The 25833-nt window shown below is 36.6% G+C and carries 19 protein-coding genes and 4 tRNA genes; all 23 read left to right on the forward strand.

Annotated elements, in window-relative coordinates; all coding sequences use genetic code 11:
- The coding region (locus tag ACI6PS_RS12865; RefSeq protein ID WP_421012980.1) for a DUF2851 family protein at positions 1-894 on the forward strand (894 nt) is incomplete at its 5' end.
- A 47-nt stretch (positions 895-941) separates the two neighbouring features.
- Complete coding sequence (locus tag ACI6PS_RS12870) at positions 942-1169, forward strand: PspC domain-containing protein (protein WP_421012981.1); 228 nt, start codon at positions 942-944, stop codon at positions 1167-1169.
- Positions 1170-1181: 12 nt separating this feature from the next.
- Positions 1182-2051 (forward strand): ComEA family DNA-binding protein, encoded by an 870-nt coding sequence (locus tag ACI6PS_RS12875; protein ID WP_421012982.1) that lies wholly within the window; start codon positions 1182-1184, stop codon positions 2049-2051.
- Between the two features lie 138 nt (positions 2052-2189).
- Positions 2190-3359 (forward strand): acyl-CoA dehydrogenase family protein, encoded by a 1170-nt coding sequence (locus ACI6PS_RS12880; protein ID WP_421012983.1) that lies wholly within the window; start codon positions 2190-2192, stop codon positions 3357-3359.
- A gap of 71 nt (positions 3360-3430) precedes the next feature.
- Positions 3431-3625 (forward strand): 30S ribosomal protein S21, encoded by a 195-nt coding sequence (gene rpsU / locus ACI6PS_RS12885; protein WP_026704157.1) that lies wholly within the window; start codon positions 3431-3433, stop codon positions 3623-3625.
- 71 nt (positions 3626-3696) lie between these two features.
- Positions 3697-4590, forward strand: a complete 894-nt coding sequence (locus tag ACI6PS_RS12890; protein ID WP_421012984.1) for a tyrosine-type recombinase/integrase — start codon at positions 3697-3699, stop codon at positions 4588-4590.
- A gap of 37 nt (positions 4591-4627) precedes the next feature.
- Complete coding sequence (hpf, locus tag ACI6PS_RS12895) at positions 4628-4930, forward strand: ribosome hibernation-promoting factor, HPF/YfiA family (protein WP_421012985.1); 303 nt, start codon at positions 4628-4630, stop codon at positions 4928-4930.
- Positions 4931-5022: 92 nt separating this feature from the next.
- Positions 5023-5096: transfer RNA gene (locus ACI6PS_RS12900), tRNA-Thr, on the forward strand.
- Positions 5097-5140: 44 nt separating this feature from the next.
- A tRNA-Tyr gene (locus ACI6PS_RS12905) sits at positions 5141-5221 on the forward strand.
- Positions 5222-5297: 76 nt separating this feature from the next.
- Positions 5298-5369: transfer RNA gene (locus ACI6PS_RS12910), tRNA-Thr, on the forward strand.
- Between the two features lie 54 nt (positions 5370-5423).
- Positions 5424-6617: an elongation factor Tu gene (gene tuf / locus ACI6PS_RS12915; RefSeq protein ID WP_421012986.1), complete on the forward strand. Its 1194-nt coding sequence runs from the start codon at positions 5424-5426 to the stop codon at positions 6615-6617.
- A 55-nt stretch (positions 6618-6672) separates the two neighbouring features.
- A tRNA-Trp gene (locus tag ACI6PS_RS12920) sits at positions 6673-6743 on the forward strand.
- 15 nt (positions 6744-6758) lie between these two features.
- Positions 6759-6956, forward strand: coding sequence for a preprotein translocase subunit SecE (gene secE, locus ACI6PS_RS12925; protein WP_421013018.1), 198 nt, complete (start codon positions 6759-6761; stop codon positions 6954-6956).
- A 6-nt stretch (positions 6957-6962) separates the two neighbouring features.
- Complete coding sequence (nusG, locus tag ACI6PS_RS12930; protein WP_421012987.1) at positions 6963-7514, forward strand: transcription termination/antitermination protein NusG; 552 nt, start codon at positions 6963-6965, stop codon at positions 7512-7514.
- 70 nt (positions 7515-7584) lie between these two features.
- The gene (rplK, locus tag ACI6PS_RS12935; RefSeq protein ID WP_026704163.1) at positions 7585-8025 is read left to right on the forward strand and encodes a 50S ribosomal protein L11; all 441 of its coding nucleotides are present in this window, start codon (positions 7585-7587) and stop codon (positions 8023-8025) included.
- A 7-nt stretch (positions 8026-8032) separates the two neighbouring features.
- Positions 8033-8722 (forward strand): 50S ribosomal protein L1, encoded by a 690-nt coding sequence (gene rplA / locus ACI6PS_RS12940; protein WP_421012988.1) that lies wholly within the window; start codon positions 8033-8035, stop codon positions 8720-8722.
- Positions 8723-8744: 22 nt separating this feature from the next.
- The gene (gene rplJ / locus ACI6PS_RS12945; RefSeq protein ID WP_421012989.1) at positions 8745-9239 is read left to right on the forward strand and encodes a 50S ribosomal protein L10; all 495 of its coding nucleotides are present in this window, start codon (positions 8745-8747) and stop codon (positions 9237-9239) included.
- A gap of 75 nt (positions 9240-9314) precedes the next feature.
- Positions 9315-9686 (forward strand): 50S ribosomal protein L7/L12, encoded by a 372-nt coding sequence (gene rplL / locus ACI6PS_RS12950; RefSeq protein ID WP_026704166.1) that lies wholly within the window; start codon positions 9315-9317, stop codon positions 9684-9686.
- Between the two features lie 254 nt (positions 9687-9940).
- Entirely contained in the window at positions 9941-13753 is a 3813-nt protein-coding gene (rpoB, locus tag ACI6PS_RS12955; protein WP_421012990.1) for a DNA-directed RNA polymerase subunit beta, read from the forward strand.
- Between the two features lie 258 nt (positions 13754-14011).
- Complete coding sequence (gene rpoC, locus ACI6PS_RS12960; RefSeq protein WP_421012991.1) at positions 14012-18319, forward strand: DNA-directed RNA polymerase subunit beta'; 4308 nt, start codon at positions 14012-14014, stop codon at positions 18317-18319.
- Positions 18320-18416: 97 nt separating this feature from the next.
- A complete protein-coding gene (locus ACI6PS_RS12965) occupies positions 18417-18728 on the forward strand; it encodes a DUF3467 domain-containing protein (RefSeq protein ID WP_421012992.1) in 312 nt (103 codons plus the stop codon).
- Between the two features lie 201 nt (positions 18729-18929).
- Positions 18930-23807, forward strand: a complete 4878-nt coding sequence (locus ACI6PS_RS12970) for a GEVED domain-containing protein (protein WP_421012993.1) — start codon at positions 18930-18932, stop codon at positions 23805-23807.
- 592 nt (positions 23808-24399) lie between these two features.
- On the forward strand, positions 24400-25830 hold the full coding sequence (locus ACI6PS_RS12975) for a lipopolysaccharide biosynthesis protein (RefSeq protein WP_421012994.1): 1431 nt from the start codon (positions 24400-24402) through the stop codon (positions 25828-25830).
- Positions 25831-25833 lie beyond the last annotated feature (3 nt).

Consider the following 25833-nt stretch of genomic DNA (forward strand, 5'->3'; position numbering starts at 1 on the left):
CCAAAATCTTGGATTTACTGCGAAAAACAACTAAAAGAAATCAATGCTTTTACTTTCGAAAATTGGAAAGAGCGTTTGTTTCTAGAGCGTCTCGAACGCAAGTCATTTCCGATACAGGACTTATTCGAAACTTTAGATAAGGATTGGGAAGCAGTTTTGTTTTGCCTCTTGGCGAAAAACTTCGGCTTAAATACCAATGGTGAAAGTTTTCTTAAAATTGCCACTTCAATTCCTTTTACAGTCATCAGAAAAGAGAATACTGAAGTTGAAAACATAGAAGCCTTGCTTTTTGGAAGGTCGGGTTTGCTAGATGTGGAAAAGGAAGATAATTATTTTCACGATTTAAAATTCCGGTATTTTTATTTGCTTCATAAATATCAGATTGAAAAAACGACTATCGCTCCGTTGCAGTTTTTTAAACATCGACCGGATAATTTTCCAACGATACGTCTTTCGCAGTTTGCCAATTTGTATTTCAATCAGCATAATTTGTTCTCAAAATTAATGGCTGTAAAAAAGGCAAAAGATATTTATTCGCTTCTTGATGTCACTGTTTCTCCTTACTGGCAGACACATTACCAGTTTGACAAGGAAAGTCCGAAGAAGAAAAAACAACTTTCAAAATCGTTCATCGATTTGATTATCATCAATACGATAATTCCAATTCAGTTTACCTATTACAAAAACCAAAACAAAGAAGTCTATGAAAATCTTATTGAATTGTCAAATGAAATTGCCCGGGAAAGCAACGCCATAATTGAAAAATTTTCCTCTTTCGGAATCAAATCCGAAAATGCTTTTTCCACACAGGCCTTATTGCAACTCAAGAATGAATATTGCAACAAGGGCAAGTGTTTGGAATGTGCCATCGGAACAGAACTTTTAAAAAACTAATCTGCTTTTAATTAAATTCCTTAATTTTACCATCCAAAGTAAAACAAATGTCATTCGTAATTAGGCTAAAATATTTCTTCGAAAAGCACGGCTTTAATGCAACATCTCGTTTGGCAGATAAATTAGGAATGCGTGCCAGTAGCGTGCGTTTATTCTTCATCTACATATCTTTTGTAACTGCAGGCCTTTGGTTTGGAGTCTATTTAACTTTGGCTTTCTGGATAAAACTTAAGGATTTAATTAGGGCAAAACGCACGTCGGTATTCGATTTGTAAAAAATTATTGCTATGATAAAATCTTTTTTAAAGTTTTCGCGAATGGAGCGAAACGGAATTCTTATGCTTTTTTGCATCATCATCATAATTCAGCTTTTCTATTTTTTTAGCGATTTTTCTATTTCTGAAAAAATTGACCCTGCGAAACAAAAATGGATTGCCTTACAAACAAATGTGGATTCTTTGAAGGTTGAAAAGCAAAATTATGTTCCGAAGATTTATCCTTTCAATCCAAATTTTATAACTGATTTTAAAGGATACAAACTAGGAATGTCGGTTGAAGAAATTGATAGGTTGTTGGCTTTCCGAAAAACCAATCGATATGTGAATTCTGCCGAAGAATTCCAGCAAGTGACGTTGATTTCTGATTCATTGTTAAAGACAATGTCGCCTTATTTTAAATTTCCAGATTGGGTCAAGAACAAGAAGAACAAGCAATTTGTTGATTATTCAAAATCAAAATTTGATAAGAAACCTAAAATTGTGGTGATGGATATTAATGAAGCCACTCAGGAAGATTTGATCAAAGTTTACGGAATCGGCCCTGCACTTTCTGAAAGGATTTTAAAAGAGAAAGAAAAGTTTGGTGCTTTTATGACGATGGAACAGATGGAACATATTTGGGGGCTTTCGCCCGAAGTGATTGAAAATTTGAACAAGCGTTTTGAAATTAAAACTGTTCCGAATATTAAAAAAGTCAACATCAATTCCGCTTCAATAAAGGAGCTCAGCCTTTTTCCATATTTCAGATATGCCTTAGCAAAAGAGATTGTGATTTATAGAAGTATGCATGGAGATATAAAATCGTCCGAAGATTTAAAGAAAATCAAAGGTTTCCCGATAGAAAAAGTAAACGTAATTGAAAAGTATTTGAATTATTGAATTTGTTTGAAAGGTTAAACTTGCTATAAAATTGCGAAATCAACAAACATTAATCGCTTTTCTGTTTAAAATAAAAAAATAAATGCCTTATATTTGAAATTCCAAAAAATAAAGATAAAATACATCCTAAATATTTATATGAATTCAATATACTTTACAGAAGAACACGAATCGTTTAGAAAGAGTTTTCAAGATTTTTTACAAAAAGAAGTTGTGCCTCACATTGAAAAATGGGAAAAGACAGGAACAATTGAACGCTTTATTTGGAAAAAATTCGGTGAAATGGGCTTCTTCGGTATCAATTATCCGGAAGCTTATGGAGGTATGAACTTGGATTTGTTCTATACAGTAGTTTTTTTAGAAGAACTTCAAAAAATTAAATCATCTGGTTTCGCCGCTGCAATGTGGGCCCATGCTTATTTGGCTCAGACACACTTAAATGCTGAAGGCGATGAAAGAATCAAACAAGAGTATTTGGCGCCAAGCATTGCTGGAGAAAAAATTGGCGCTTTGTGTATCACCGAGCCTTTTGGAGGTAGTGATGTTGCAGGAATGCGTACAACTGCAGTAAAAAGAGGTGACAAATATGTCATCAATGGATCTAAAACTTTTATCACAAATGGTGTTTATGCAGATTATTATGTTGTTGCCGCAAAAACAAATCCAGAAGCTGGAAATAAAGGAATTACAATGTTCTTGGTGGATGCAAATACAAAAGGAATATCGGCTACAAAATTAGATAAATTAGGATGGAGAGCTTCTGATACGGCAGAAATTTCATTTGATAATGTAGAGATTCCAGCAGAAAATTTAATGGGTGAGGAAGGAAAAGGTTTTCCATACATCATGCAACATTTTGCATTAGAAAGATTAATTATGGCCATCAATGCTCATGCTAGAGCGGAGTATGCAATTGAATATACAATAGGATATATGTCCGAACGTGAGGCTTTTGGAAAAACAATTGATAAATTTCAAGCATTGCGTCACACAATTGTGGAGCATGCTACTGACGTAGAACACTGTAAAATATTTAATTATGCAGCTGTTGCCCGATTGAATCAAAAGGAATACGTGGTTAAAGAAGCAACAATGGCGAAATTGAAATCTACAAAGGTAGCCGATGAAACCATCAATAGTTGCCTGCAAATGCTAGGTGGTTATGGTTATATGGAAGAATATCCGTTGGCGCGTTTATGGAGAGATAGCCGTTTAGGTCCTATTGGTGGCGGAACTTCGGAAATCCTGAAGGAAATTTTATCGAAAATGATAATCGATAATCAAAATTATAAACCGGCGGTAAAATAAATCGTAATTCATAAGCCATAATCAAAAAATAGCATTACATTTGCACCCTTAACGAGAGGAGGTGTCATATTATGTTAATTATACCAATTAAAGACGGAGAAAATATCGATAGAGCATTAAAGCGCTATAAAAGAAAATTCGACAAAACAGGAACTGTGCGTCAATTAAGAGCACGTCAAGCGTTCACGAAACCTTCTGTTGTAAACAGAATGAAAATTCAGAAAGCGGCTTATATCCAAAACATGAAAGACAATTTAGAAAACTAAATCAAGTCTTTTGAGGAAAATGCAACCGTTAGTCATCAAAGTTTTATACTTTTGATGCTAACGGTTTTTTTATGGAAAATAATAAGCAAAAGTTTAAAGATTATTTGGAGAAGGAGAAAAATTATTCTCTTCATACTATTACTGCTTATTATAATGATTTGCTTGAGTTTGAAAAGTTCAATAAGGCTAATTTTGAGCAGGAAAATATTGATGAAGTCAATTATAGTCAAATCCGTAGCTGGATAGTGGAGATGGTTGATAATGGTATTTCGAATAGTTCGGTAAATCGAAAAATAGCTTCCTTAAAAGCTTATTATAAATTTCTTCTTAAGACGAGGCAAATAATTACAACTCCGCTTTTGAAGCATAAAGCTTTAAGATCTCCAAAAAAAATCCAAATCCCTTTTTCGGAAAAAGAATTGAATGATGTGCTTCATCATATCGTGTATCCCTCGGGTTTCGAAGGTCTGCGTGACAAGCTTGTGATTGATTTGTTTTATTCTACCGGAATTAGGAGGACTGAACTTATTCATTTAAAAATGATTAACATTGATTTGTCTAACAATACGCTAAAGGTGTTGGGTAAAAGAAATAAGGAGCGGATCCTGCCGATTTTGCCAATAATTTCTAAACAAATTCAAGTCTATATTTGTGAACGAGCTAATTTAGAAGTAATTGCCAATCCTGAGTTTTTGTTCCTCACAAAAAAAGGCGTTAAATTGAATGATTCTCTTGTTTATCGTTTAATAAATAACTACTTTAGTAATGTCTCCGAGAAGGTAAAAAAGAGTCCGCATATTTTGCGGCATACCTTTGCGACTCATCTTCTAAACAACGGAGCCGACTTAAATTCAGTTAAAGAATTATTAGGGCACTCTAGTCTGGCATCGACGCAAGTTTATACTCATAATAGTTTAAGTGAGTTGCAAAAAGTCTACAAAGATGCGCATCCTAGAAATAGATAATAATTCGAAAAATGTATAACCAATTAAAATATCGATTATGAAGGTAAATGTTCACGCAGTTAACTTTAATGTTGACGGAAAATTAGTAGATTTTATTCAAGAACGAATGGATAAGTTGGAGAAATATTATGATAAAGTAGTGTCGTCGGATGTATTTCTCAAGGTTGAAAAAACAAGTGAAAAAGAAAACAAGATAGTAGAGATAAAAATTCACGTTCCGGGAGATGATTTCATGGTAAAAAAACAATGCAAAACATTTGAAGAAGCGGCTGAACAATCTGCAGAAGCGTTAGAGCGTTTATTGGTAAAAAGAAAAGAAAAAATTAGAACACATATTTAAAATAAATTTTTTATTAAAAATGTTTTGATTAAAAAACAAAAAGATATACATTTGCAGTCCGTTAGAAATAGCGGACTTTTTTTATTGTATTTGCCAGCGTAGCTCAGTTGGCTAGAGCAGCTGATTTGTAATCAGCAGGTCGTGGGTTCGAGTCCCTCCGCCGGCTCAAATAAATGACAGGTTGTGTCAAGGAAAGCAATTTAAGAAGTAGGGGAGATACTCAAGCGGCCAACGAGGGCAGACTGTAAATCTGCTGTGAGAACTTCGCAGGTTCGAATCCTGCTCTCCCCACTAAAAGAAGTTAAGGTTTTGGATTGAAGGTTTTTATGAAAAATCTAAATTCAAAAGTCTAAAATCAAAACTCTCTGCCGACTTAGCTCAGGGGTAGAGTGCTTCCTTGGTAAGGAAGAGGTCACGGGTTCAATTCCCGTAGTTGGCTCAATAAGTAAGAATTTGAACACTAATATATAACTAAGATTAAAAATTAAGTAAAATGGCAAAAGAAAATTTTAGTCGTACCAAGCCACACCTTAACATAGGTACTATTGGACACGTAGATCACGGAAAAACTACTTTGACTGCAGCAATCTCTAAAGTATTAACTGAAGCAGGTTTTTCTAAAACAGGTGCTAAATCTTTCGACCAGATTGATAACGCTCCAGAAGAAAAAGAAAGAGGTATTACTATTAATACATCTCACGTAGAGTATGAAACAGCTAACCGTCACTACGCTCACGTTGACTGTCCAGGTCACGCGGATTACGTAAAAAACATGGTTACTGGTGCTGCTCAAATGGATGGAGCTATCTTAGTTGTAGCTGCTACAGACGGACCAATGCCACAAACACGTGAGCACATCCTTTTGGGTCGTCAGGTAGGTATTCCTAGAATGGTTGTTTTCATGAACAAAGTGGATATGGTTGATGATGCTGAGCTTTTAGAGCTAGTTGAAATGGAAATCAGAGACTTGTTGTCTTTCTACGAGTATGATGGAGATAACGGACCAGTTGTTCAAGGTTCTGCTTTAGGTGGATTGAATGCTGATCCAAACTGGGTTCCTAAAATTCTTGAATTGATGGAAGCTGTTGATAACTGGATCGAAGAGCCGGTTCGTGATACTGCAAAACCATTCTTGATGCCAGTTGAAGACGTATTTACAATTACAGGTCGTGGAACTGTTGCTACAGGTCGTATCGAAACTGGTATTGCTAATACAGGTGATGCTGTTGAAATCATCGGTATGGGAGCTGACAAATTGACTTCTACTATTACAGGAGTTGAGATGTTCCGTAAAATCCTTGACAGAGGTGAAGCTGGAGATAACGTAGGTTTGTTGTTGAGAGGTATTGATAAAGAATCTATCAAAAGAGGAATGGTTATCATTAAGCCAGGATCAGTAAAACCACACGCTAAATTCAAAGCTGAGGTTTATATCTTGAAAAAAGAAGAAGGTGGTCGTCACACGCCATTCCACAATAACTACCGTCCACAGTTCTACGTACGTACAACTGACGTAACAGGAGTTATTTCTTTACCAGAAGGTGTAGAGATGGTAATGCCAGGTGATAACTTGACTATCAATGTTGCTTTGTTAAGCCCAATCGCGATGAGTGTTGGTTTACGTTTCGCTATCCGTGAAGGTGGTAGAACTGTAGGTGCTGGACAGGTAACTGAAATCGTAGAATAATTATTCTATAAATATACAAAACCAGTGTCGTGAAGACGACACTGGTTTTTAATAAACGGGCGTAGTTCAAGGGTAGAATAGCGGTCTCCAAAACCGTTGATGGGGGTTCGAATCCCTCCGCCCGTGCAATAAAACAAAATTATAATGAAAGTTGTTAATTACATATCAGAAGCATTTGTTGAATTAAAATCAAATGTAACGTGGCCTGAATGGGCAGAAGTACAACGTCTTACAATTGTAGTTGCTGTTTTTTCAGTATTATTCGCCTTGGCAACATGGGGAGTTGATGAAGTTTTTGCAAAAGCATTAGCTGGTTTTTTTAATTGGATTAAAGCTTAATTTGTGATGACAGACAGTAATGTGAAAAAATGGTACGTTGTTAGAGCAGTAAGCGGACAAGAAAATAAAGTGAAAGCCTACATCGAAACTGAAATCAGTAGATTGGGAATGAGCGACTATATTTCTCAAGTTCTTGTACCAACTGAAAAAGTGGTTCAGGTTCGTGAAGGGAAAAAAATTACAAAAGACAGGGTTTATTTTCCTGGGTATGTAATGATAGAAGCAAATCTTGCTGGTGAAATACCTCATATTATCAAGTCTATTACAGGTGTAATTGGGTTTTTGGGTGAAGTTAAAAACGGAGATCCAGTTCCATTAAGATTATCAGAAGTAAATAGAATGTTAGGGAAAGTAGATGAATTGGCTGTTAAGACCGATACGCATGCAATTCCTTTCAACATCGGAGAAACAATCAAGGTTATTGATGGTCCTTTCAATGGTTTCAATGGAACGGTTGAGAAAATCAATGAAGAAAAGCGTAAACTTGAAGTAATGGTGAAAATTTTCGGAAGAAAGACACCTTTGGAATTGAGTTTTATGCAAGTTGAGAAAGTATAATTTTTTGTTACACACATATTATAATAACCGCATCAATCGCTTCCAATTGATAGATGTAAAAATTTAAGAAATGGCTAAAGAAATTAGTAAAGTAGTTAAACTACAAGTTAAGGGAGGTGCTGCGAACCCGTCGCCACCGGTTGGACCTGCTTTGGGAGCTGCTGGTGTTAACATCATGGAATTCTGTAAGCAATTTAATGCTAGAACCCAGGATAAAGCCGGCAAAGTTTGCCCTGTGCAAATTACAGTTTATAAAGACAAATCATTTGATTTTGTTGTAAAAACTCCACCAGCTGCTGTCCAGTTAATGGAAGCTGCAAAGCTAAAGTCTGGATCAGGTGAGCCTAATCGTAAAAAAGTAGCAAACGTGTCTTGGGATGTAATCAAGACTATTGCTGAAGACAAAATGGCTGATTTAAATGCATTCACTATCGAGTCTGCTATGAGCATGATCGCAGGAACAGCTAGATCAATGGGTATAACTGTAACTGGAGATTCTCCTTTAAAATAAGAGAAACATGGCAAAATTGACAAAAAAGCAAAAAGAGGCTGCTTCAAAAATTGAAAAGAACAAATTGTATTCTTTGAAAGATGCTTCTGCATTGATCAAAGAAGTTGCTTCTGCAAAATTTGACGAGTCTGTAGATATCGCAGTAAAATTGGGTGTAGATCCAAGAAAAGCAAACCAAATGGTAAGAGGTGTAGTAACATTACCTCACGGAACTGGTAAAGATGTAAGAGTTTTGGCTCTTGTAACTCCAGATAAAGAAGCTGAAGCAAAAGCTGCTGGAGCTGACCACGTAGGTTTGGATGACTATTTGCAAAAAATCAAAGACGGTTGGACAGATATTGATGTAATCATCACTATGCCAGCTGTTATGGGTAAATTAGGACCATTAGGTAGAGTTTTAGGACCAAGAGGTCTTATGCCAAACCCTAAGACAGGTACTGTTACTATGGATGTTGCGAAAGCAGTTCAAGAAGTAAAAGCTGGTAAAATCGACTTTAAAGTTGATAAAACTGGTATCGTTCATGCAGGAATCGGAAGAGTTTCATTTGGAGCTGATATGATTACCGAAAATGCGCATGAAATTATTCAAACATTAATCAAAATGAAACCAACTGCAGCGAAAGGTACTTACATTAAAAGTATCCACATCTCATCAACAATGAGTCCTGCTATAGCTTTAGATCCTAAAGCTGTATAATTGGTAGTTAAAAATTTTTAGTATGACTAGAGAAGAAAAATCAATCGCGATTGAAGATTTAACTGCACAGTTAGCCGGTACAAATGTTGTTTATGTAGCAGACATTTCTGGATTAAATGCAGAAACTACTTCAAACTTAAGAAGAGCTTGTTTTAAAGCAGGTATCAAATTAGAAGTTGTTAAGAACACTTTGCTTGAAAAAGCAATGGAAGCTTCTGATAAGGAGTATGGTGATTTGCCATCTATCTTGAAAGGTAATACATCTATTTTCCTTTCTGATACGGCTAATGCTCCAGCAAAAATTATTAAAGAGTTCCGTAAAAAATCAGATAAGCCAGTTCTAAAAGGAGCTTTCATCAACTCTGAAATTTACATCGGAGATAACTTATTAGATTCATTAGCTTCGCTTAAATCTAAAGAAGAGGTTATTGGAGAAATCATCGGATTACTTCAATCTCCAGCTCAAAGAGTTATTTCTGCTCTTAAAAACCAATTCAAAGACGAGGAGGTTGCTTAATTCTTCTGAATTAAGTTTAGAAAACGCGCACAATAATAAATTATATTTTACAAATCATTTTAAACGATAGAAAAAATGGCAGATTTGAAACAATTCGCAGAACAATTAGTTAACTTGACAGTTAAAGAAGTTAACGATTTAGCAACAATATTAAAAGACGAGTATGGTATCGAACCAGCTGCAGCTGCTGTTGTAGTTTCAGGAGGTGGAGATGCTGGTGCTGCTGCTGAAGAGCAAACTGAATTTACAGTTGTTCTTAAAGAAGCTGGTGCTTCTAAATTAGCTGTAGTTAAAGCTGTAAAAGAACTTACAGGTTTAGGTCTTAAAGAAGCTAAAGACTTAGTTGACGGTGCTCCTGCAAACGTTAAAGAAGGTGTTTCTAAAGATGAGGCTGAAGGTCTTAAAAAATCATTAGAAGAGGCTGGAGCTGTAGTTGAGCTTAAATAATACTACCAGTTTTTGAAACAAGGTTTAGGTCTTGGACATGTTCCAATGACCTAAACCATTTTTCGTATAATAAAATTATATCCGGTTTTATTAGTCATTGAGTTGAATACGAAAAGCTTTTAATCCGTACGAAGAAAAAAATAGACTCCAACTTGGTTTATTTTTAAAGATGTACAGGTTATAAAAGAAAGTAAGGATTACTTAGTGTTTACACACAAAAAATCACTTTTTTTTAATCAAAATTTTGTCCATTGATGATAACAAATCAGACTGAAAGATTGAATTTTGCCTCCACAAAAAATATTCCTCAATATCCAGATTTCTTGGATATTCAGGTTAAATCTTTTAAGGATTTCTTCCAATTAGAAACGAAATCTGACGAAAGAGGCAACGAAGGGCTTTATAACACCTTCATGGAAAATTTTCCAATCACAGATACAAGAAATCAATTCGTTTTAGAATTTCTTGATTATTTTGTAGATCCACCACGTTATACTATTCAAGAATGTATTGAGAGAGGTCTTACCTATAGTGTGCCTTTAAAAGCAAGGTTAAAACTATATTGTACAGATCCAGAGCACGAGGATTTTGAAACAATTGTACAAGATGTTTATCTTGGAACAATTCCTTATATGACGCCAAGTGGTACGTTTGTTATCAATGGTGCTGAGCGTGTTGTTGTTTCGCAATTACACAGATCACCAGGTGTTTTCTTTGGACAATCATTCCACGCAAATGGAACCAAATTATATTCTGCCAGAGTAATTCCTTTTAAAGGATCATGGATAGAATTTGCTACCGATATCAACAGCGTAATGTATGCTTATATCGATAGAAAGAAAAAATTACCAGTTACTACTCTATTTAGAGCAATTGGTTTTGAAAGAGATAAAGATATCCTTGAAATATTTGACCTTGCTGAAGAAATCAAAGTTTCTAAAACAAGCTTGAAAAAATATGTAGGTAGAAAATTAGCTGCACGTGTATTGAATACTTGGCACGAAGATTTTGTGGACGAGGATACTGGTGAGGTAGTTTCTATCGAGCGTAACGAGATTATCCTTGATCGTGACACTATTATTGATAAAGATAATGTGGAAGAGATCATCGAGGCTAACGTTAAGTCTATCTTGTTGCACAAGGAAGATGCTAATCAAGCAGATTATGCAATCATCCACAACACGTTGCAAAAAGATCCAACAAACTCTGAAAAAGAAGCTGTTGAGCACATCTACCGTCAGTTGCGTAACGCAGAACCGCCTGATGAGGAAACTGCTCGTGGTATTATCGATAAATTGTTCTTCTCTGACCAACGTTACAACCTAGGTGAAGTAGGTCGTTACAGAATGAACAAGAAATTAAATCTTGATATCCCAATGGACAAGCAGGTCTTGACCAAAGAAGATATCATTACGATTGTAAAATACCTTATCGAATTGATCAACTCTAAAGCAGAGATTGATGATATCGATCACTTGTCAAACCGTCGTGTTAGGACAGTTGGTGAACAACTTTCTGCTCAATTCGGTGTAGGTTTGGCTCGTATGGCGAGAACCATCCGTGAGAGAATGAACGTTAGGGATAACGAGGTGTTTACACCAATTGATTTGATCAATGCTAAAACATTATCGTCGGTTATCAACTCTTTCTTTGGTACAAACCAGTTGTCTCAATTTATGGATCAAACGAATCCATTGGCTGAGATTACGCACAAGAGAAGATTGTCAGCACTTGGACCAGGTGGTCTTTCTAGAGAGAGAGCCGGATTTGAGGTGCGTGACGTTCACTATACACACTACGGTCGTTTATGTCCGATTGAAACACCAGAGGGTCCAAACATTGGTTTGATTTCATCTCTTGGAGTTTATGCGAAAGTAAACGGAATGGGATTCATCGAAACTCCATACCGTAAAGTAACAAACGGTAAAATTGATTTGGCTTCTGCTCCAGTATATTTAAGTGCTGAAGAGGAAGAAGGTAAAATGATTTCACAAGCAAATATTGAGATTGATGAAGATGGAACTATCCTTGCTGATAAGGTAATTGCCAGAGAAGAAGGCGATTTCCCTGTTGTGGATCCATCAAGCATTCACTATGCCGACGTTGCTCCTAACCAAATCGCATCTATTTCTGCATCGTTGATTCCTTTCTTGGAGCATGATGATGCGAACCGTGCGTTGATGGGATCAAACATGATGCGTCAGGCGGTACCATTGTTAAGACCAGAAGCTCCAATTGTGGGAACTGGTTTGGAAAGACAAGTAGCGTCTGATTCCAGAGTATTGATCAATGCTGAAGGTGACGGAACTGTTGAATATGTTGATGCTAATATCATAACGATTAAATACGACAGAACGGACGAAGAAAGAATGGTAAGTTTTGACCCAGATGAAAAAACTTATAATTTGATCAAATTCAGAAAAACCAACCAGAGTACTTCTATCAACTTGAAACCTATCGTAAGAAAAGGTGACCGAGTGAAATTAGGGCAAGTACTTTCTGAAGGTTATGCAACTCAAAACGGAGAGCTTGCTTTAGGTAGAAACCTTAAAGTAGCGTTTATGCCTTGGAAAGGGTACAACTTCGAGGATGCGATTGTAATTTCTGAAAAAGTAGTTCGTGATGATATCTTTACTTCTATCCACATTGATGATTATTCATTGGATGTTAGAGATACTAAATTAGGTAACGAAGAGTTAACGAATGATATTCCTAACGTTTCTGAAGAAGCTACTAAAGATTTGGATGAAAACGGTATGATCAGAATTGGAGCAGAGGTTAAGCCTGGCGACATTTTGATTGGAAAAATTACTCCAAAAGGAGAATCTGATCCAACTCCTGAAGAAAAACTTTTAAGAGCTATCTTCGGTGATAAAGCGGGTGATGTAAAAGATGCTTCATTGAAAGCTTCTCCATCATTGCACGGTGTTGTTTTGGATAAAAAATTATTCGCAAGAGCTGTAAAAGATAAACGTAAGCGAGGTAAAGACAAAGATGATTTGTCTTCACTTGAAATGGAGTTTGAAGTAAAATTTGTTGAATTGAAAGACAAATTGGTTGACAAACTTTTCGATATCGTAAACGGAAAAACTTCGCAAGGAGTTATGAATGATTTGGGTGAAGAAGTATTGCCAAAAGGTAAAAAATACACTCAAAAAATGTTGAACGCTGTTGAAGATTTCGCTCACTTGAGCAAAGGTCAATGGGTTGCAGATGATGAAACTAACAAGTTAGTTAATGATCTTATCCATAACTATAAAATCAAGTTGAATGATTTGCAAGGAGCTTTAAGAAGAGAGAAATTCACGATTACTGTTGGAGATGAATTGCCAGCTGGAATCTTGAAATTGGCTAAAGTCTACATCGCTAAGAAACGTAAGTTGAAAGTGGGTGATAAGATGGCAGGACGTCACGGTAACAAAGGTATTGTGGCTAGAATCGTTCGTCACGAAGATATGCCTTTCTTGGAAGATGGAACTCCTGTTGATATCGTGTTGAATCCACTTGGGGTACCTTCACGTATGAACATCGGTCAGATTTATGAAACAGTTCTAGGTTGGGCAGGTATGAACTTGGGTAGAAAATTTGCTACTCCAATTTTTGACGGTGCAACTTTGGATCAAATCAATGAATTGACGGACGAGGCTGGAATTCCACGTTTCGGACACACCTATCTTTATGATGGTGGTACTGGAGAGCGTTTCCACCAAGCAGCAACAGTTGGAGTTATCTATATGTTGAAACTTGGACACATGGTTGACGATAAGATGCACGCACGTTCAATCGGACCATACTCGTTGATTACGCAACAACCACTTGGAGGTAAGGCTCAATTTGGAGGTCAGCGTTTTGGAGAGATGGAGGTTTGGGCACTTGAGGCTTATGGAGCTTCAAGTACGCTACGTGAAATCTTAACGGTTAAGTCGGATGACGTAATTGGTAGAGCGAAAACTTACGAAGCAATTGTTAAGGGTGAAACTATGCCAGAACCAGGATTGCCTGAGTCATTCAACGTATTGATGCACGAATTGAAAGGTCTAGGTTTAGATCTTAGATTAGAAGAGTAATAAGTATTCAGTGATCAGTGTTCAGTAATAGTTGAAAGACTTAAGCTGGGCACTGATTGCTTTAATAAAGTTTTTAGAGGATTTATACCCGTAAACCGTTCCGATTTTTTATAAAATTAATTTTATAACTAGCGCTTCAAGATGAAAGAGGCTTGAGGTTTAGAGAAGTAATCCGAGGTAGTGTGGAAGTTGAAAGTTTACTTTCTGCTGAAACGAAATTCAATTTTTAATTGCAATAAATCAATAGTAAAAACTATTATGATGAATAACAGAAATAATAAAGACAAGAACCAAGTTAAAAGGTTCGACAAAATTTCGATTGGACTTGCTTCTCCAGAATCTATTCTTGCTGAGTCAAGAGGTGAGGTTTTGAAGCCGGAAACCATCAACTATAGAACACACAAACCAGAGCGTGACGGACTTTTCTGTGAAAGAATCTTCGGACCAGTAAAAGATTTCGAGTGTGCTTGTGGTAAATATAAAAGAATCCGCTACAAAGGTATCGTTTGTGACCGTTGTGGTGTGGAAGTTACAGAAAAGAAAGTACGTAGAGATAGAGTAGGACATATCAACCTTGTTGTGCCAATCGCTCATATCTGGTATTTCCGTTCGCTTCCAAACAAAATTGGATACATCCTTGGTCTTCCATCTAAGAAATTAGACATGATCATTTACTACGAAAGATACGTAGTAATCCAAGCTGGTATTGCACAAAATCCTGATGGAGAATCATTGCAAAGATTGGATTTCCTTACTGAAGAAGAATATCTAAATATCTTGGATACTCTTCCGATGGAAAACCAATATTTAGATGACAGTGATCCTAATAAATTCATCGCCAAAATGGGTGCTGAATGTATCATGGATTTATTGGCTAGAATCGATTTGGATACGTTGTCTTATGATTTAAGACACGCTGCCAATAACGAAACATCTAAACAACGTAAGACTGAGGCTTTAAAAAGACTTCAAGTTGTGGAATCTTTCCGTGAGTCTAACCTGAACAGAGAAAATCGTCCTGAATGGATGATCATGAAAGTGGTTCCGGTTATTCCACCAGAATTGCGTCCGTTGGTGCCACTTGATGGAGGTCGTTTCGCAACTTCAGATTTAAATGATTTGTACAGAAGAGTTATCATCCGTAACAATCGTTTGAAAAGATTGATGGAAATCAAAGCTCCTGAAGTGATCTTGAGAAACGAAAAGCGTATGTTGCAGGAATCTGTGGATTCGTTATTCGATAACACAAGAAAAGCATCTGCTGTTAAAACTGAATCAAACAGACCATTGAAATCACTTTCTGATTCATTGAAAGGTAAGCAAGGTCGTTTCCGTCAAAACCTTTTGGGTAAACGTGTGGATTATTCTGCGCGTTCGGTAATCGTCGTTGGGCCTGAATTGAAATTGTTTGAATGTGGTTTGCCAAAAGATATGGCTTCTGAACTTTACAAGCCTTTCGTGATCCGTAAATTGATCGAAAGAGGAATTGTAAAAACAGTTAAGTCTGCTAAAAAAATCATCGATAAGAAAGAGCCTGTAGTTTGGGACATCCTTGAAAATGTAATCAAAGGACATCCTGTATTGCTTAACCGTGCTCCTACTTTGCACAGATTGGGTATCCAAGCGTTCCAGCCAAAATTGATTGAAGGAAAAGCGATCCAGCTTCACCCATTGGTTTGTACGGCTTTCAACGCGGATTTTGATGGTGACCAGATGGCGGTTCACTTGCCACTTGGACCAGAAGCTATTTTGGAGGCTCAACTTTTGATGTTGGCTTCTCACAATATCTTGAACCCTGCAAACGGTGCCCCAATTACGGTACCTTCTCAGGACATGGTCTTGGGTCTATATTATATGACCAAAGAACGTTTAACTACTCCGGAATTGAAAATTTTAGGTCAAGATTTAACTTTCTATTCTGCAGAAGAAGTAAACATTGCCTTGAACGAAGGAAGATTGGAATTGAATGCTAGAGTGAAAATTAGAGCAAAAGATTTCAACGAAAATGGAGAGTTGGTATACAAAATCATTCAAACAACAGCAGGACGTGTATTGTTTAATGAAGTAGTTCCAGAAGCTGCTGGTTATATCAATGATGTATTGACTAAGAAAAACCTTAGAGATATTATCGGCCACATTTTAAGTGTGACGGATGTGCCTACGACGGCTGCTTTCTTGGACAATATGAAAGATATGGGTTATAAATTTGCCTTTAGAGGAGGTTTGTCTTTCTCATTGGGTGATATTAGAATCCCAGAACAAAAAACAAAATTAATCGCAGATGCAAGAGAGCAAGTTGAAGGTATTTCTGCGAATTATAATATGGGTCTTATTACCAATAACGAGCGTTACAACCAAGTTATTGATATCTGGACTTCAGCAAATGCTCAATTGACAGAGTTGGCAATGAAAAATATTAGAGAAGACCAACAAGGTTTCAACTCTGTATATATGATGCTTGATTCTGGGGCGAGGGGTTCTAAGGAACAGATCCGTCAGTTGACTGGTATGCGTGGTTTGATGGCTAAGCCTAAAAAATCAACTGCCGGTGGTGGAGAGATTATTGAAAACCCTATTCTTTCTAACTTTAAAGAAGGTCTTTCGATCCTTGAGTACTTTATCTCTACTCACGGTGCTCGTAAAGGTCTAGCGGATACGGCTTTGAAAACGGCCGATGCTGGATACTTGACAAGAAGGCTACACGACGTTTCTCAGGATGTTATTGTTAACATCGAGGACTGTGGTACTTTAAGAGGTGTGGAAGTTTCTGCATTGAAAAAGAACGAAGAGATTGTTGAAACTTTAGGAGAAAGAATCCTTGGACGTGTTGCATTGCAAGATGTGATCAATCCTTTGACAACTGAAGTTTTAGTAAAAGCAGGTCAGCAAATTACCGAAGCAATCATGAGGGTTATCGAAGCTTCTCCAATCGAGAAAGTAGAAGTACGTTCTCCATTGACTTGTGAGGCTACAAAAGGTATCTGTGCTAAATGTTACGGTAGAAACCTTGCAACTGGAAAAATGACTCAAAGAGGTGAGGCTGTTGGTGTAATTGCCGCACAGTCAATTGGAGAGCCAGGAACACAGTTGACACTTCGTACCTTCCACGTTGGAGGGGTTGCAGGAGGTTTATCTGAAGAATCAAGCATCGTAACTCGTTTTGCAGGTCGTCTTGAAATAGAGGATTTGAAAACTGTAAAAGGTGAAGATTCTGAAGGAAATACTGTAGACATTGTTGTTTCCCGTTCAACTGAATTGAAATTGGTTGATGAGAAAACAGGAATTGTATTAAATACGCATAACTTGCCTTACGGTTCTAGTATCTTCGTTAAAGACGGAGAGAAAGTTGATAAAGGAGCAGTAATCTGTAAGTGGGATCCATATAATGGGGTTATTATTTCTGAGTTTACCGGTAAGATTGCTTACGAAGATTTAGAGCAAGGACAATCGTTCATGGTTGAAATCGATGAGCAGACTGGTTTCCAAGAAAAAGTAATTTCTGAAGGAAGAAATAAAAAGTTAATCCCTACTTTATTGGTTTACGGTAAGGACGGAGAGTTGATCCGTTCCTACAACTTGCCAGTAGGTGCACACCTTATGGTAGAAGATGGTGAGAAGATTAAAGCAGGTAAGATTCTTGTGAAAATCCCACGTCGTTCTTCTAAATCAAGTGATATTACAGGAGGTCTTCCAAGAATTACAGAGTTGTTAGAGGCTCGTAATCCTTCAAACCCGGCTGTAGTTTCGGAAATTGATGGTGTTGTTTCTTTTGGAAAAATCAAAAGAGGTAACCGTGAGATTGTAATCGAATCTAAATTCGGTGAAATCAAGAAATATCTTGTGAAGCTTTCAAGTCAGATTCTTGTTCAAGAAAATGACTTCGTTAGAGCGGGAGTGCCATTGTCTGATGGTGCTATCACGCCAGACGATATCTTGAGAATTCAAGGTCCGGCTGCTGTTCAACAGTACTTGGTAAATGAAATTCAAGAGGTATACCGTTTGCAAGGTGTAAAAATCAACGACAAGCACTTCGAGGTTGTAATCCGTCAGATGATGCGTAAAGTTAGAGTTCAAGATCCAGGAGATACATTGTTCTTGGAAGATCAATTGATCCACACAAAAGACTTTATCGTTGAAAATGATAAATTATACGGAATGAAAGTGGTTGAAGATGCTGGAGATTCTGATAACTTAAAAGCAGGACAGATTATTACTTCTCGTGAATTGCGTGATGAAAATTCACAATTGAAGCGTAATGATAAGAATCTAGTGGTAGCACGTGAGGTAATCACTGCAACTGCAACACCTGTATTGCAAGGTATCACAAGAGCTTCGCTTCAAACGAAATCATTTATTTCTGCGGCATCGTTCCAGGAAACTACTAAAGTACTGAATGAAGCGGCAGTAGCTGGTAAAGTTGACTTACTTGAAGGGTTGAAAGAAAATGTTATTGTAGGACATAGAATTCCTGCAGGAACAGGTATGAGAGAATACGATAACACTATCGTAGGATCAAAAGAAGATTTCAATGAAATGATGGCAACGAAAGAAGAATACAATTACTAGAATTTATTTCTAAAAGAAAAAATATTCTTTCTATATTTACTAAACCTAACAGACTAGTCTGTTAGGTTTTTTTAATTTAAATATCTAAAATAATTTTATGAGCGATCAAAACCAAAATCAAGGTCAAATAAATATTGAACTGGATGAAAAAACAGCTGAAGGGATTTATTCTAACTTGGCAATTATTAATCATTCTGCATCGGAATTTGTGTTGGATTATGTGTGTATAATGCCTGGAACACCCAAAGCAAAAGTAAAATCAAGAATCATCCTAACACCGCAACACGCAAAGCGTCTTTTAAAAGCAATGGGAGAAAACATTCATAGATATGAATTGGCTCATGGTGAGATAAAAGATAGCGAACAACCGCCTGTACCGCTAAATTTTGGACCAACGGGTCAAGCTTAATTTAAGAAAGCCTTTTCAGAAATGAAAAGGTTTTTTTATATAAAATCACATCGAAGATTTTCAATAATATCTTCCATATTAATTCTTTGTAAGAATAAATATATGTGCTTTTATTTGGATAAATATTAAGGTATTTTTCATTAGATATGTTATTTTTTGTTAAATTAGCTTTTGATTAACAAAAACTTTAATATAATAATTATGAAGAAAAATTACTTTTCTACGAGGAATCCTTTTCCTCAACTGAATCAATGGCTTGGGTGGCTTACGGTTTTGATGCTTTTATTTGGTCAGGTTGGATATGCTCAGATGAGCTATTCTTACGATTGGCCGACAAGTACAAATGGATGGACTGCTTCTGGTGGTTATCAACCTACTTCAATTGCTACTGGTGCATGCGGAGGAAGCGGTTTCTCTTTCAGGGTAAATCTTTATAATTCTAGCAGGTTTAATACTGTTCGTTCTTCTGCTATACAGAATACCAATGGTGGCGATATAACGTTTAGCTTTGATTACAAAGTAGTAGGCTATGCTAACATTGCTACAGCAACATCTGCGGCCAATGTTGGAACCATAAAAGTAGAATATGCTACAAGCACCAGTGGACCTTGGACATCAGTTTATCAGATAGATAGTTCAAATCATAATCCTTCTAGTGATTGTGCTAATAAAACTTTTTCTTTTTCTGGGGCACCTGCATCAGGAGATCTTTATTTCAGATTTAATAGTGAGGCGATAACTACGGTTGATGGTGATGGATATTGGTATTATTTTGATAATGTTGTTATTTCTCAAGGTCCTGCACCTTCTTGTTTTGCCCCTTCTGGTATTGTTGTAACGCCAATGCCTTACACTGCAACAATTAACTGGAATCCTGTTAATAACGGGGATGCATACAACTGGATTGTAGTGGCTGATAATGCAGGTTCGAATGGAGCTGTCGTAGCGTCTGGGAATGGTACAAATGTATCAGGACTTGCAACAGGATTAGCTCCTTCTACCGCTTATGACTTGTATGTTAAGACTGATTGTGGAGAGGATGGGCCAAGTAATTGGTCTCCTAAGATTGATTTTACAACTCTCGTGGCATGTGCCGCACCTACTGCGGGAATTGCTTCAGGTGTTACTTTAAGTGAAGCAACATTAGGATGGACAAGTACAGGTGCCGCATTTGAAATCAATTGGGGTACTGGAACATTCCTTGCCGGTGAGGGGCCAAATACGGAAACTGCTGTATCAGGAACTGCATTTGCACTTGATAACTTAGCACCAAACACAACTTACAGATGGTTCGTGCGTCAGGATTGTACTGCTACTTCTGATGGGATGAGCACATGGGCAGGACCTTTTACCTTTTTTACAGGATATTGTGTACCTTCTTCAACTTCAGCATTGACCTTTATAAACAATTTTTCTACAGCTGGAGCAATGACGAATATTTCTAATCTGGCTTCTGGATATACAACTGGAGGCTATCAGAATAATTATGATACTGCTGGGATGACACATTTTGCAGGAGGAACATTTTCTATTACTTCTGCTATAACAGGAGGTACTGCAGGATTAAATGTTTGGGTAGATTGGAACAATAACTATCTTTTTGAAGATAGTGAACGAATTTATATGTCGAATGGCTATATAAATGCGGTTACTAATGGTAATGTGACACTGCCAAGTAATGTGGCACTTGGAGAATATAGAATGAGGGTTAGAACCGATTATAATGCTACCAACCCAAGTCCTTGTTCAAATACAAATACACGTACCGAGGCGGAAGATTATAAGTTTACAATTGTAGCACAACCTCAAGACGCTGTTACATGGGCTAACCTGCAAGCATTTGTTGTTGGTGGTAATGCCGTTACAGCAATGCAACCTTGTCAAACAGTAGACGTTTATACCCAAGCATGGGACGAAGTAGCTACACAACCAGATGGTGCAAATCCAGATTTAAAAGTTTGGATTGGTAGATATAGTGAAAACACGGATCCGGCTACATGGCCTGAATCAGCTTTTACATTGGCAACATATAATATTCAAGCAAATAATAACGATGAATATAAGGTAACTTATGCAACATTGCCTGCAGGAAATCAATACTTTGTAGCACGATACAAATTAGGTTTTGGACCTTACAGATACGGTGCTTCAAACAATGGATTTTGGAATGAAGAGACCAATCCGGCGGCACTTTTAACAGTAGGGATGCCTGTAATAAATGTTACGGCTTCGCAAACTGGGTTCTGTGTAACAGCTGAGCCAGTGACAATCAATATTTCTTCAGAAAATCCTAACTATGTTTATACTATTAATGGCGTTGCTACGACAGGAACTGAAGTTGTAACACCTGCAGCTACCACTACCTACACGGTTGTTGGTACAGATTCTGTTACTGGGTGCACTTTAACTAATTCTATTAAAATTACAGTCAGTGAAAATCTTACACCAGCCACTATTTCTTATAGCGATGCTGCAATGTGTGTTGGTTCTGTTCAAGAATTAAGTATTAGCGGAGGAAAAAATACAAGTACGATTGTTTCAGGAATTGGAGGATTTACATCTACACCTGGATCTGCTACACCAGTTGGACCAAATCCTTTCCAGAATTATTACGGGGGAAACAAGCAACAATGGATTTACAAAGCGCAAGAATTGTTGGATTTAGGATTTGCACCACAAGCTACAATTCAAAGTATCGCCTTAAACATGGTTGCAACAAATGGTGTAGCTCTACAAAACGTAGTAGTTAAAATGAAAAACACTGCCAAGCAAGAGTTTGAAGCCACAGGCACGCTGTTTGAAACCGATTTGACAGTAGTGAAAAATGCTGCAAGTCATACCCCAACTGTTGGGCAAAATGTTCTTACATTAGATACGCCTTTTGAATGGGATGGAGTCAGCAACTTGATTATTGAGATCAATTACAGTAATAATGATGCTGGGCCAAGTCCAAGTAATACTGCAAAATACTCGGCTACGAGTTTTAGAAGCACATATCTGTGGAGGGTTGACAATCAAACAGCTGCTATTGTAAATGCAAACCTAGCGAGCATGTTGCCTGCGGCGACAGGTTCTCTTACAAGTTTTTCATCGAGAGTAGATATTACTTTTAATGTTGGCTTACAGGGCAATGTTACCTGGTCGCCAGCAACGGATCTTTATACAGACGCCGAAGCAACTGTACCATATGTAGCCAATACTGTTGCAAGTAAGGTATATACGAAGCCAACTTCAACTGTTTCTTATGTTGCGAATGTTGCCAATGCTTTTGGTTGTAGTGTTTCGTCTGCTAGTCAAGAATTTACATTACTTCCTGTTGTAGATTTACCAGCGGTTCCTGCAACTGCATTGGAACTTTGTCCTACCGCAACAGTTGCTGATTTATTAAGCGAGGTAACTGGTACAGATGTGCAAATTTATGGCGCTTTAACAGGAGGAGTAGCATTGGCTTCAACAGCAAACTTGATTGAAGGAAGTTATTATGCTTCACAAACTGTTGGAGGATGTGAAAGCGCAAGAGCTGAACTCGTAATTATGTTTTCTACACCACAATTGCCTAATTTCGCCCTGATAGGAACAATCTGTGAAGGTTCTGTAGCTCCGACATTGGCTACAACTTCTCCAAACGGGATAGAAGGAACTTGGGCTCCTGCTTTAATAGATAATATGGCAAGTGGTAGTTATGTGTTTACACCTAATGCAGGAATCTGTGCATTGCCACAGACATTGGATGTAACTGTTTCTTCAACTCCAGTAGCACCAGATTTTGCAAGTGCTTTATCTTTTTGTTCTACTGATTTGATGCCTATTTTGACTACAACATCCCCTAATGGTATCATCGGTACATGGAATCCGGCGGTTGTTAATACTGATGCTTCTGGAACATATACCTTTACACCAAATGAAGGACAGTGCGGTAGCGTACATGAATTGGTAGTAACCATTACCACAGCTTTAACACCAGATTTTGCCAATATCACTATCTGCTCAGGTGCAACAGCACCAGAATTGGAGCTTACTTCTCCAAATGGAATTTCAGGAAGCTGGAGTCCAGATGTAATTGATACTGCTGTGGGAGGTGATTATTTGTTTACACCGGATGCAGGAGTGTGTGCCAACGCACAGACAATAACTGTAACGGTAAATCCAATTGTTGCACCAAATTTTGATGCAATAGATCCAATTTGTATAGGAGATGTTATTCCAGCTCTAGAGCTTACTTCTCCAAATGGCATAACTGGAACATGGACTCCAGCGGTAATTGATACGACTACTTCAGGTATAGCTACCTATATATTCTTGCCAGATGCAGGTCAATGTGCGGTTACTCAAAGTATTACCGTAACCGTTAATGAAGCACCTTTATTGGTAATTACTAATCCAGATGCAGTTTGTGCTGGAAGTACTGTTGACCTTACTGCGGCTTCAATCACAGCAGGTTCAGGTGCAGGCTTGACTTTCAGCCAATGGGCAGATCCATTTGGTACTGTTTCTTTCCCTAACCCAGATGCAGTTGCATCTTCAGGAACATTCTATATAAAGGCTGAAAATGCTAGTGGATGTTCGGTAATGCTTCCTGTTATTGTAACCGTTAAAGAAGCAGTTGATGCTCCGACAACAGCCAATGCAACACAAGATTTTACTACGGGTGATGATTTGTCTGATTTTGATGTAACGGGTACCGATTTGATCTGGTATGATGCTTCTACTGATGGAAACGTTCTAGCTTCTTCAACAGCAATTACGGCAGGCAGTGTTTATTATGTTTCTCAAACAGTTGATGGTTGTGAGAGTGCTACACGCCTAATGATTACTGCAGGTGTCGATCTTAAAACGTCAGGATTTGATTCAGTGAGTTTGAAATACTATCCAAACCCTGTTTCTGACGTATTGACGATTACTTATTCTAATACTATTGAAAACGTTGAAGTGTTTAATGTCCTTGGGCAAAAAGTGTATCAAAAAGCACATAACAGCCAAGAGGTTAAGATTGATATGAGCTCGCTGGCTACAGGAAATTATATTGTTAATGTAATGGCCAATGGATTGGTTAAAAATATCAAGGTCATTAAGAAATAGTTTTTAAACTTTTCCTAAGGGGAGAAGTTTTAATCCCGGTTGTCTTAGGGCAATCGGGATTTTTTTTGTCTTGAAGACTAAATTATCTATCCATACAGTATCTATACTTTAATTTAGGAGCGTTTGGCATTTTGGTTCATCCAGAAATAAGTTTAAAATCTAATGATTTAAGAAAGCTAGATTTAGAAAAGTGTTTGCTTGTAAGATTGTATTTTAGCAAATACATAAAAATAATGGTGTAATGTGAGGTAATCTTTAAATGTTGATTATATGTTTAAAAAAGGATGGTCTTTTAGGATAAAGTATTATATTTGAAAACCCAAAAAAACTTAACATATTGTGTTGCAAAAATGAAGGATCATAATGACCAAGAATGGCTGTTTGAAATAAAATCAAAAAATCAGTTTTTTAGGCTTCATTTAGAAGAAGTTTGGCAATATAAAGACTTGTTGGTTTCGTTTGTACAGAGAAACATCTACACACTTATAGTTTTATTTAGAGAGTTATATACACAGAAACTAGTGTTGTCTCTCTTTATGTTTCTTGCTAAAAAAAAGAATTGTTATACATGTAAAGCTTTCTCGAAGAGTTAATGAATGTTGCAAAAAAGATAGGGAACGCAACCGTACTTCTTGTACTAAGAAAAATGTGGGGAGGTGTTGTTACTTTTTTTGTGACTGCATATCTCGCTCGTATCTTACCAAAAGAGGATTTTGGGTTATTGGCAATATCTTCAGTGCTTATCACTTTTGTAGAGTTGTTGTTAATGAGTGGGATTGGAGAATATGTGATATTCTATAATAAGCCTGATAAAAAGCCTTTAGCTAATTCAGCATTTTGGTTAATCTTATTTCTATCAATTTTTGTATGCCTATTGGTTTTTATACTCCTACCGTTTTGGTCTAGTTATTATAATGATGCAAGAATAAAAAATATAGGATACTTATTGTTAGTAAATTTTTTCTTTTCAATGATAGCTTCAATTCCAAATGGGTTATTGAGGAAAGAATTAGATTTTAAGCCAATAGTATTTATCCAAACTATAGTTGGAACTTTAACAAATGTTTCTCAAGTAGTATTTGCTATTTTTGGTTATGGTGTTTACAGCCTTGCTTTGCCAAAAGCAATTTTTGCCCCTCTCTTAGCTTTTTTATTATTCTACAAAAGTAATTTTACACCCAGTATTAATTTTAATATAAAGTATTGGAAGGATATTTTTGACTACACTAAGTATGTTGTAGGTCAACGTATTCTTGGTAAATTTGTTAATGAAGGAGATACTTTACTTATAGGTAAATTCTTTGGAATGGCTTCTTTGGGTATTTATAATATTTCTTTTCAGTTTTCTAATTTAATAAATGCTTATTTTTTACCAGTAGTAACAAATATTTCTTTGCCACTTCTTGCTAAATACAATAATGACAATGAAAAATTGAAAAATAGTTATTATAGAATGATAAGGCTTATTAGCTATATATTTTTACCAATGATAACTCTATTTGCTATTTTTTCTAAGTATATTGTTTTGATGCTTTATGGGGAAAAATGGATTGATGCTGTGATTTATATTAAAATTTTATTAGTATATGTCGCTTTCAATATAGTTTCGAGTCCTTCTAGCAGTATTTTTAATGCAGTTGGAAAACCAAAAATAGGTTTCCGATTTAATTTAATATCTACTCCAATATTTATAATAGGTATTCTTGCATCGACATATTTATGCAATAGTTTATTAATAACAGTGGCTACAATAACGATTATTCGATTTTTTAGTTCAATTTTTTTAGTAAATCTTTCTATGAAAGTAATAGATGAGTCTTTCGTTTTTTTGAAAAATATATTTCATTTGTTTTTTTTAGCACAAATCACAATCATAATAAATATCTTTTTAGATCTCAATTTGTTAGGGACATTCTTTTTCGCATTTTTATTCCTCATAATGATATTCTGCTTATGTAGAATTAAGAAGAATGATACGCAGGAAGTTATCAATGAAATTAAGAGTATGTTTAAAAAGAAATAATTA

The organism is Flavobacterium sp. PLA-1-15 (assembly GCF_049060005.1).
Lineage (GTDB): Bacteria > Bacteroidota > Bacteroidia > Flavobacteriales > Flavobacteriaceae > Flavobacterium.

Excerpts from the sequence above, each read along its gene's own strand:
- ACI6PS_RS12870 (WP_421012981.1), top strand. The coding sequence starts at position 942 with ATGTCATTCGTAATTAGGCTAAAATATTTCTTCGAAAAGCACGGCTTT.
- ACI6PS_RS12875 (WP_421012982.1), top strand. The coding sequence starts at position 1,182 with ATGATAAAATCTTTTTTAAAGTTTTCGCGAATGGAGCGAAACGGAATT.
- ACI6PS_RS12880 (WP_421012983.1), top strand. The coding sequence starts at position 2,190 with ATGAATTCAATATACTTTACAGAAGAACACGAATCGTTTAGAAAGAGT.
- rpsU (WP_026704157.1), top strand. The coding sequence starts at position 3,431 with ATGTTAATTATACCAATTAAAGACGGAGAAAATATCGATAGAGCATTA.
- ACI6PS_RS12890 (WP_421012984.1), top strand. The coding sequence starts at position 3,697 with ATGGAAAATAATAAGCAAAAGTTTAAAGATTATTTGGAGAAGGAGAAA.
- hpf (WP_421012985.1), top strand. The coding sequence starts at position 4,628 with ATGAAGGTAAATGTTCACGCAGTTAACTTTAATGTTGACGGAAAATTA.
- tuf (WP_421012986.1), top strand. The coding sequence starts at position 5,424 with ATGGCAAAAGAAAATTTTAGTCGTACCAAGCCACACCTTAACATAGGT.
- nusG (WP_421012987.1), top strand. The coding sequence starts at position 6,963 with ATGACAGACAGTAATGTGAAAAAATGGTACGTTGTTAGAGCAGTAAGC.
- rplK (WP_026704163.1), top strand. The coding sequence starts at position 7,585 with ATGGCTAAAGAAATTAGTAAAGTAGTTAAACTACAAGTTAAGGGAGGT.
- rplA (WP_421012988.1), top strand. The coding sequence starts at position 8,033 with ATGGCAAAATTGACAAAAAAGCAAAAAGAGGCTGCTTCAAAAATTGAA.
- rplJ (WP_421012989.1), top strand. The coding sequence starts at position 8,745 with ATGACTAGAGAAGAAAAATCAATCGCGATTGAAGATTTAACTGCACAG.
- rplL (WP_026704166.1), top strand. The coding sequence starts at position 9,315 with ATGGCAGATTTGAAACAATTCGCAGAACAATTAGTTAACTTGACAGTT.
- rpoB (WP_421012990.1), top strand. The coding sequence starts at position 9,941 with ATGATAACAAATCAGACTGAAAGATTGAATTTTGCCTCCACAAAAAAT.
- rpoC (WP_421012991.1), top strand. The coding sequence starts at position 14,012 with ATGATGAATAACAGAAATAATAAAGACAAGAACCAAGTTAAAAGGTTC.
- ACI6PS_RS12965 (WP_421012992.1), top strand. The coding sequence starts at position 18,417 with ATGAGCGATCAAAACCAAAATCAAGGTCAAATAAATATTGAACTGGAT.
- ACI6PS_RS12970 (WP_421012993.1), top strand. The coding sequence starts at position 18,930 with ATGAAGAAAAATTACTTTTCTACGAGGAATCCTTTTCCTCAACTGAAT.
- ACI6PS_RS12975 (WP_421012994.1), top strand. The coding sequence starts at position 24,400 with ATGAATGTTGCAAAAAAGATAGGGAACGCAACCGTACTTCTTGTACTA.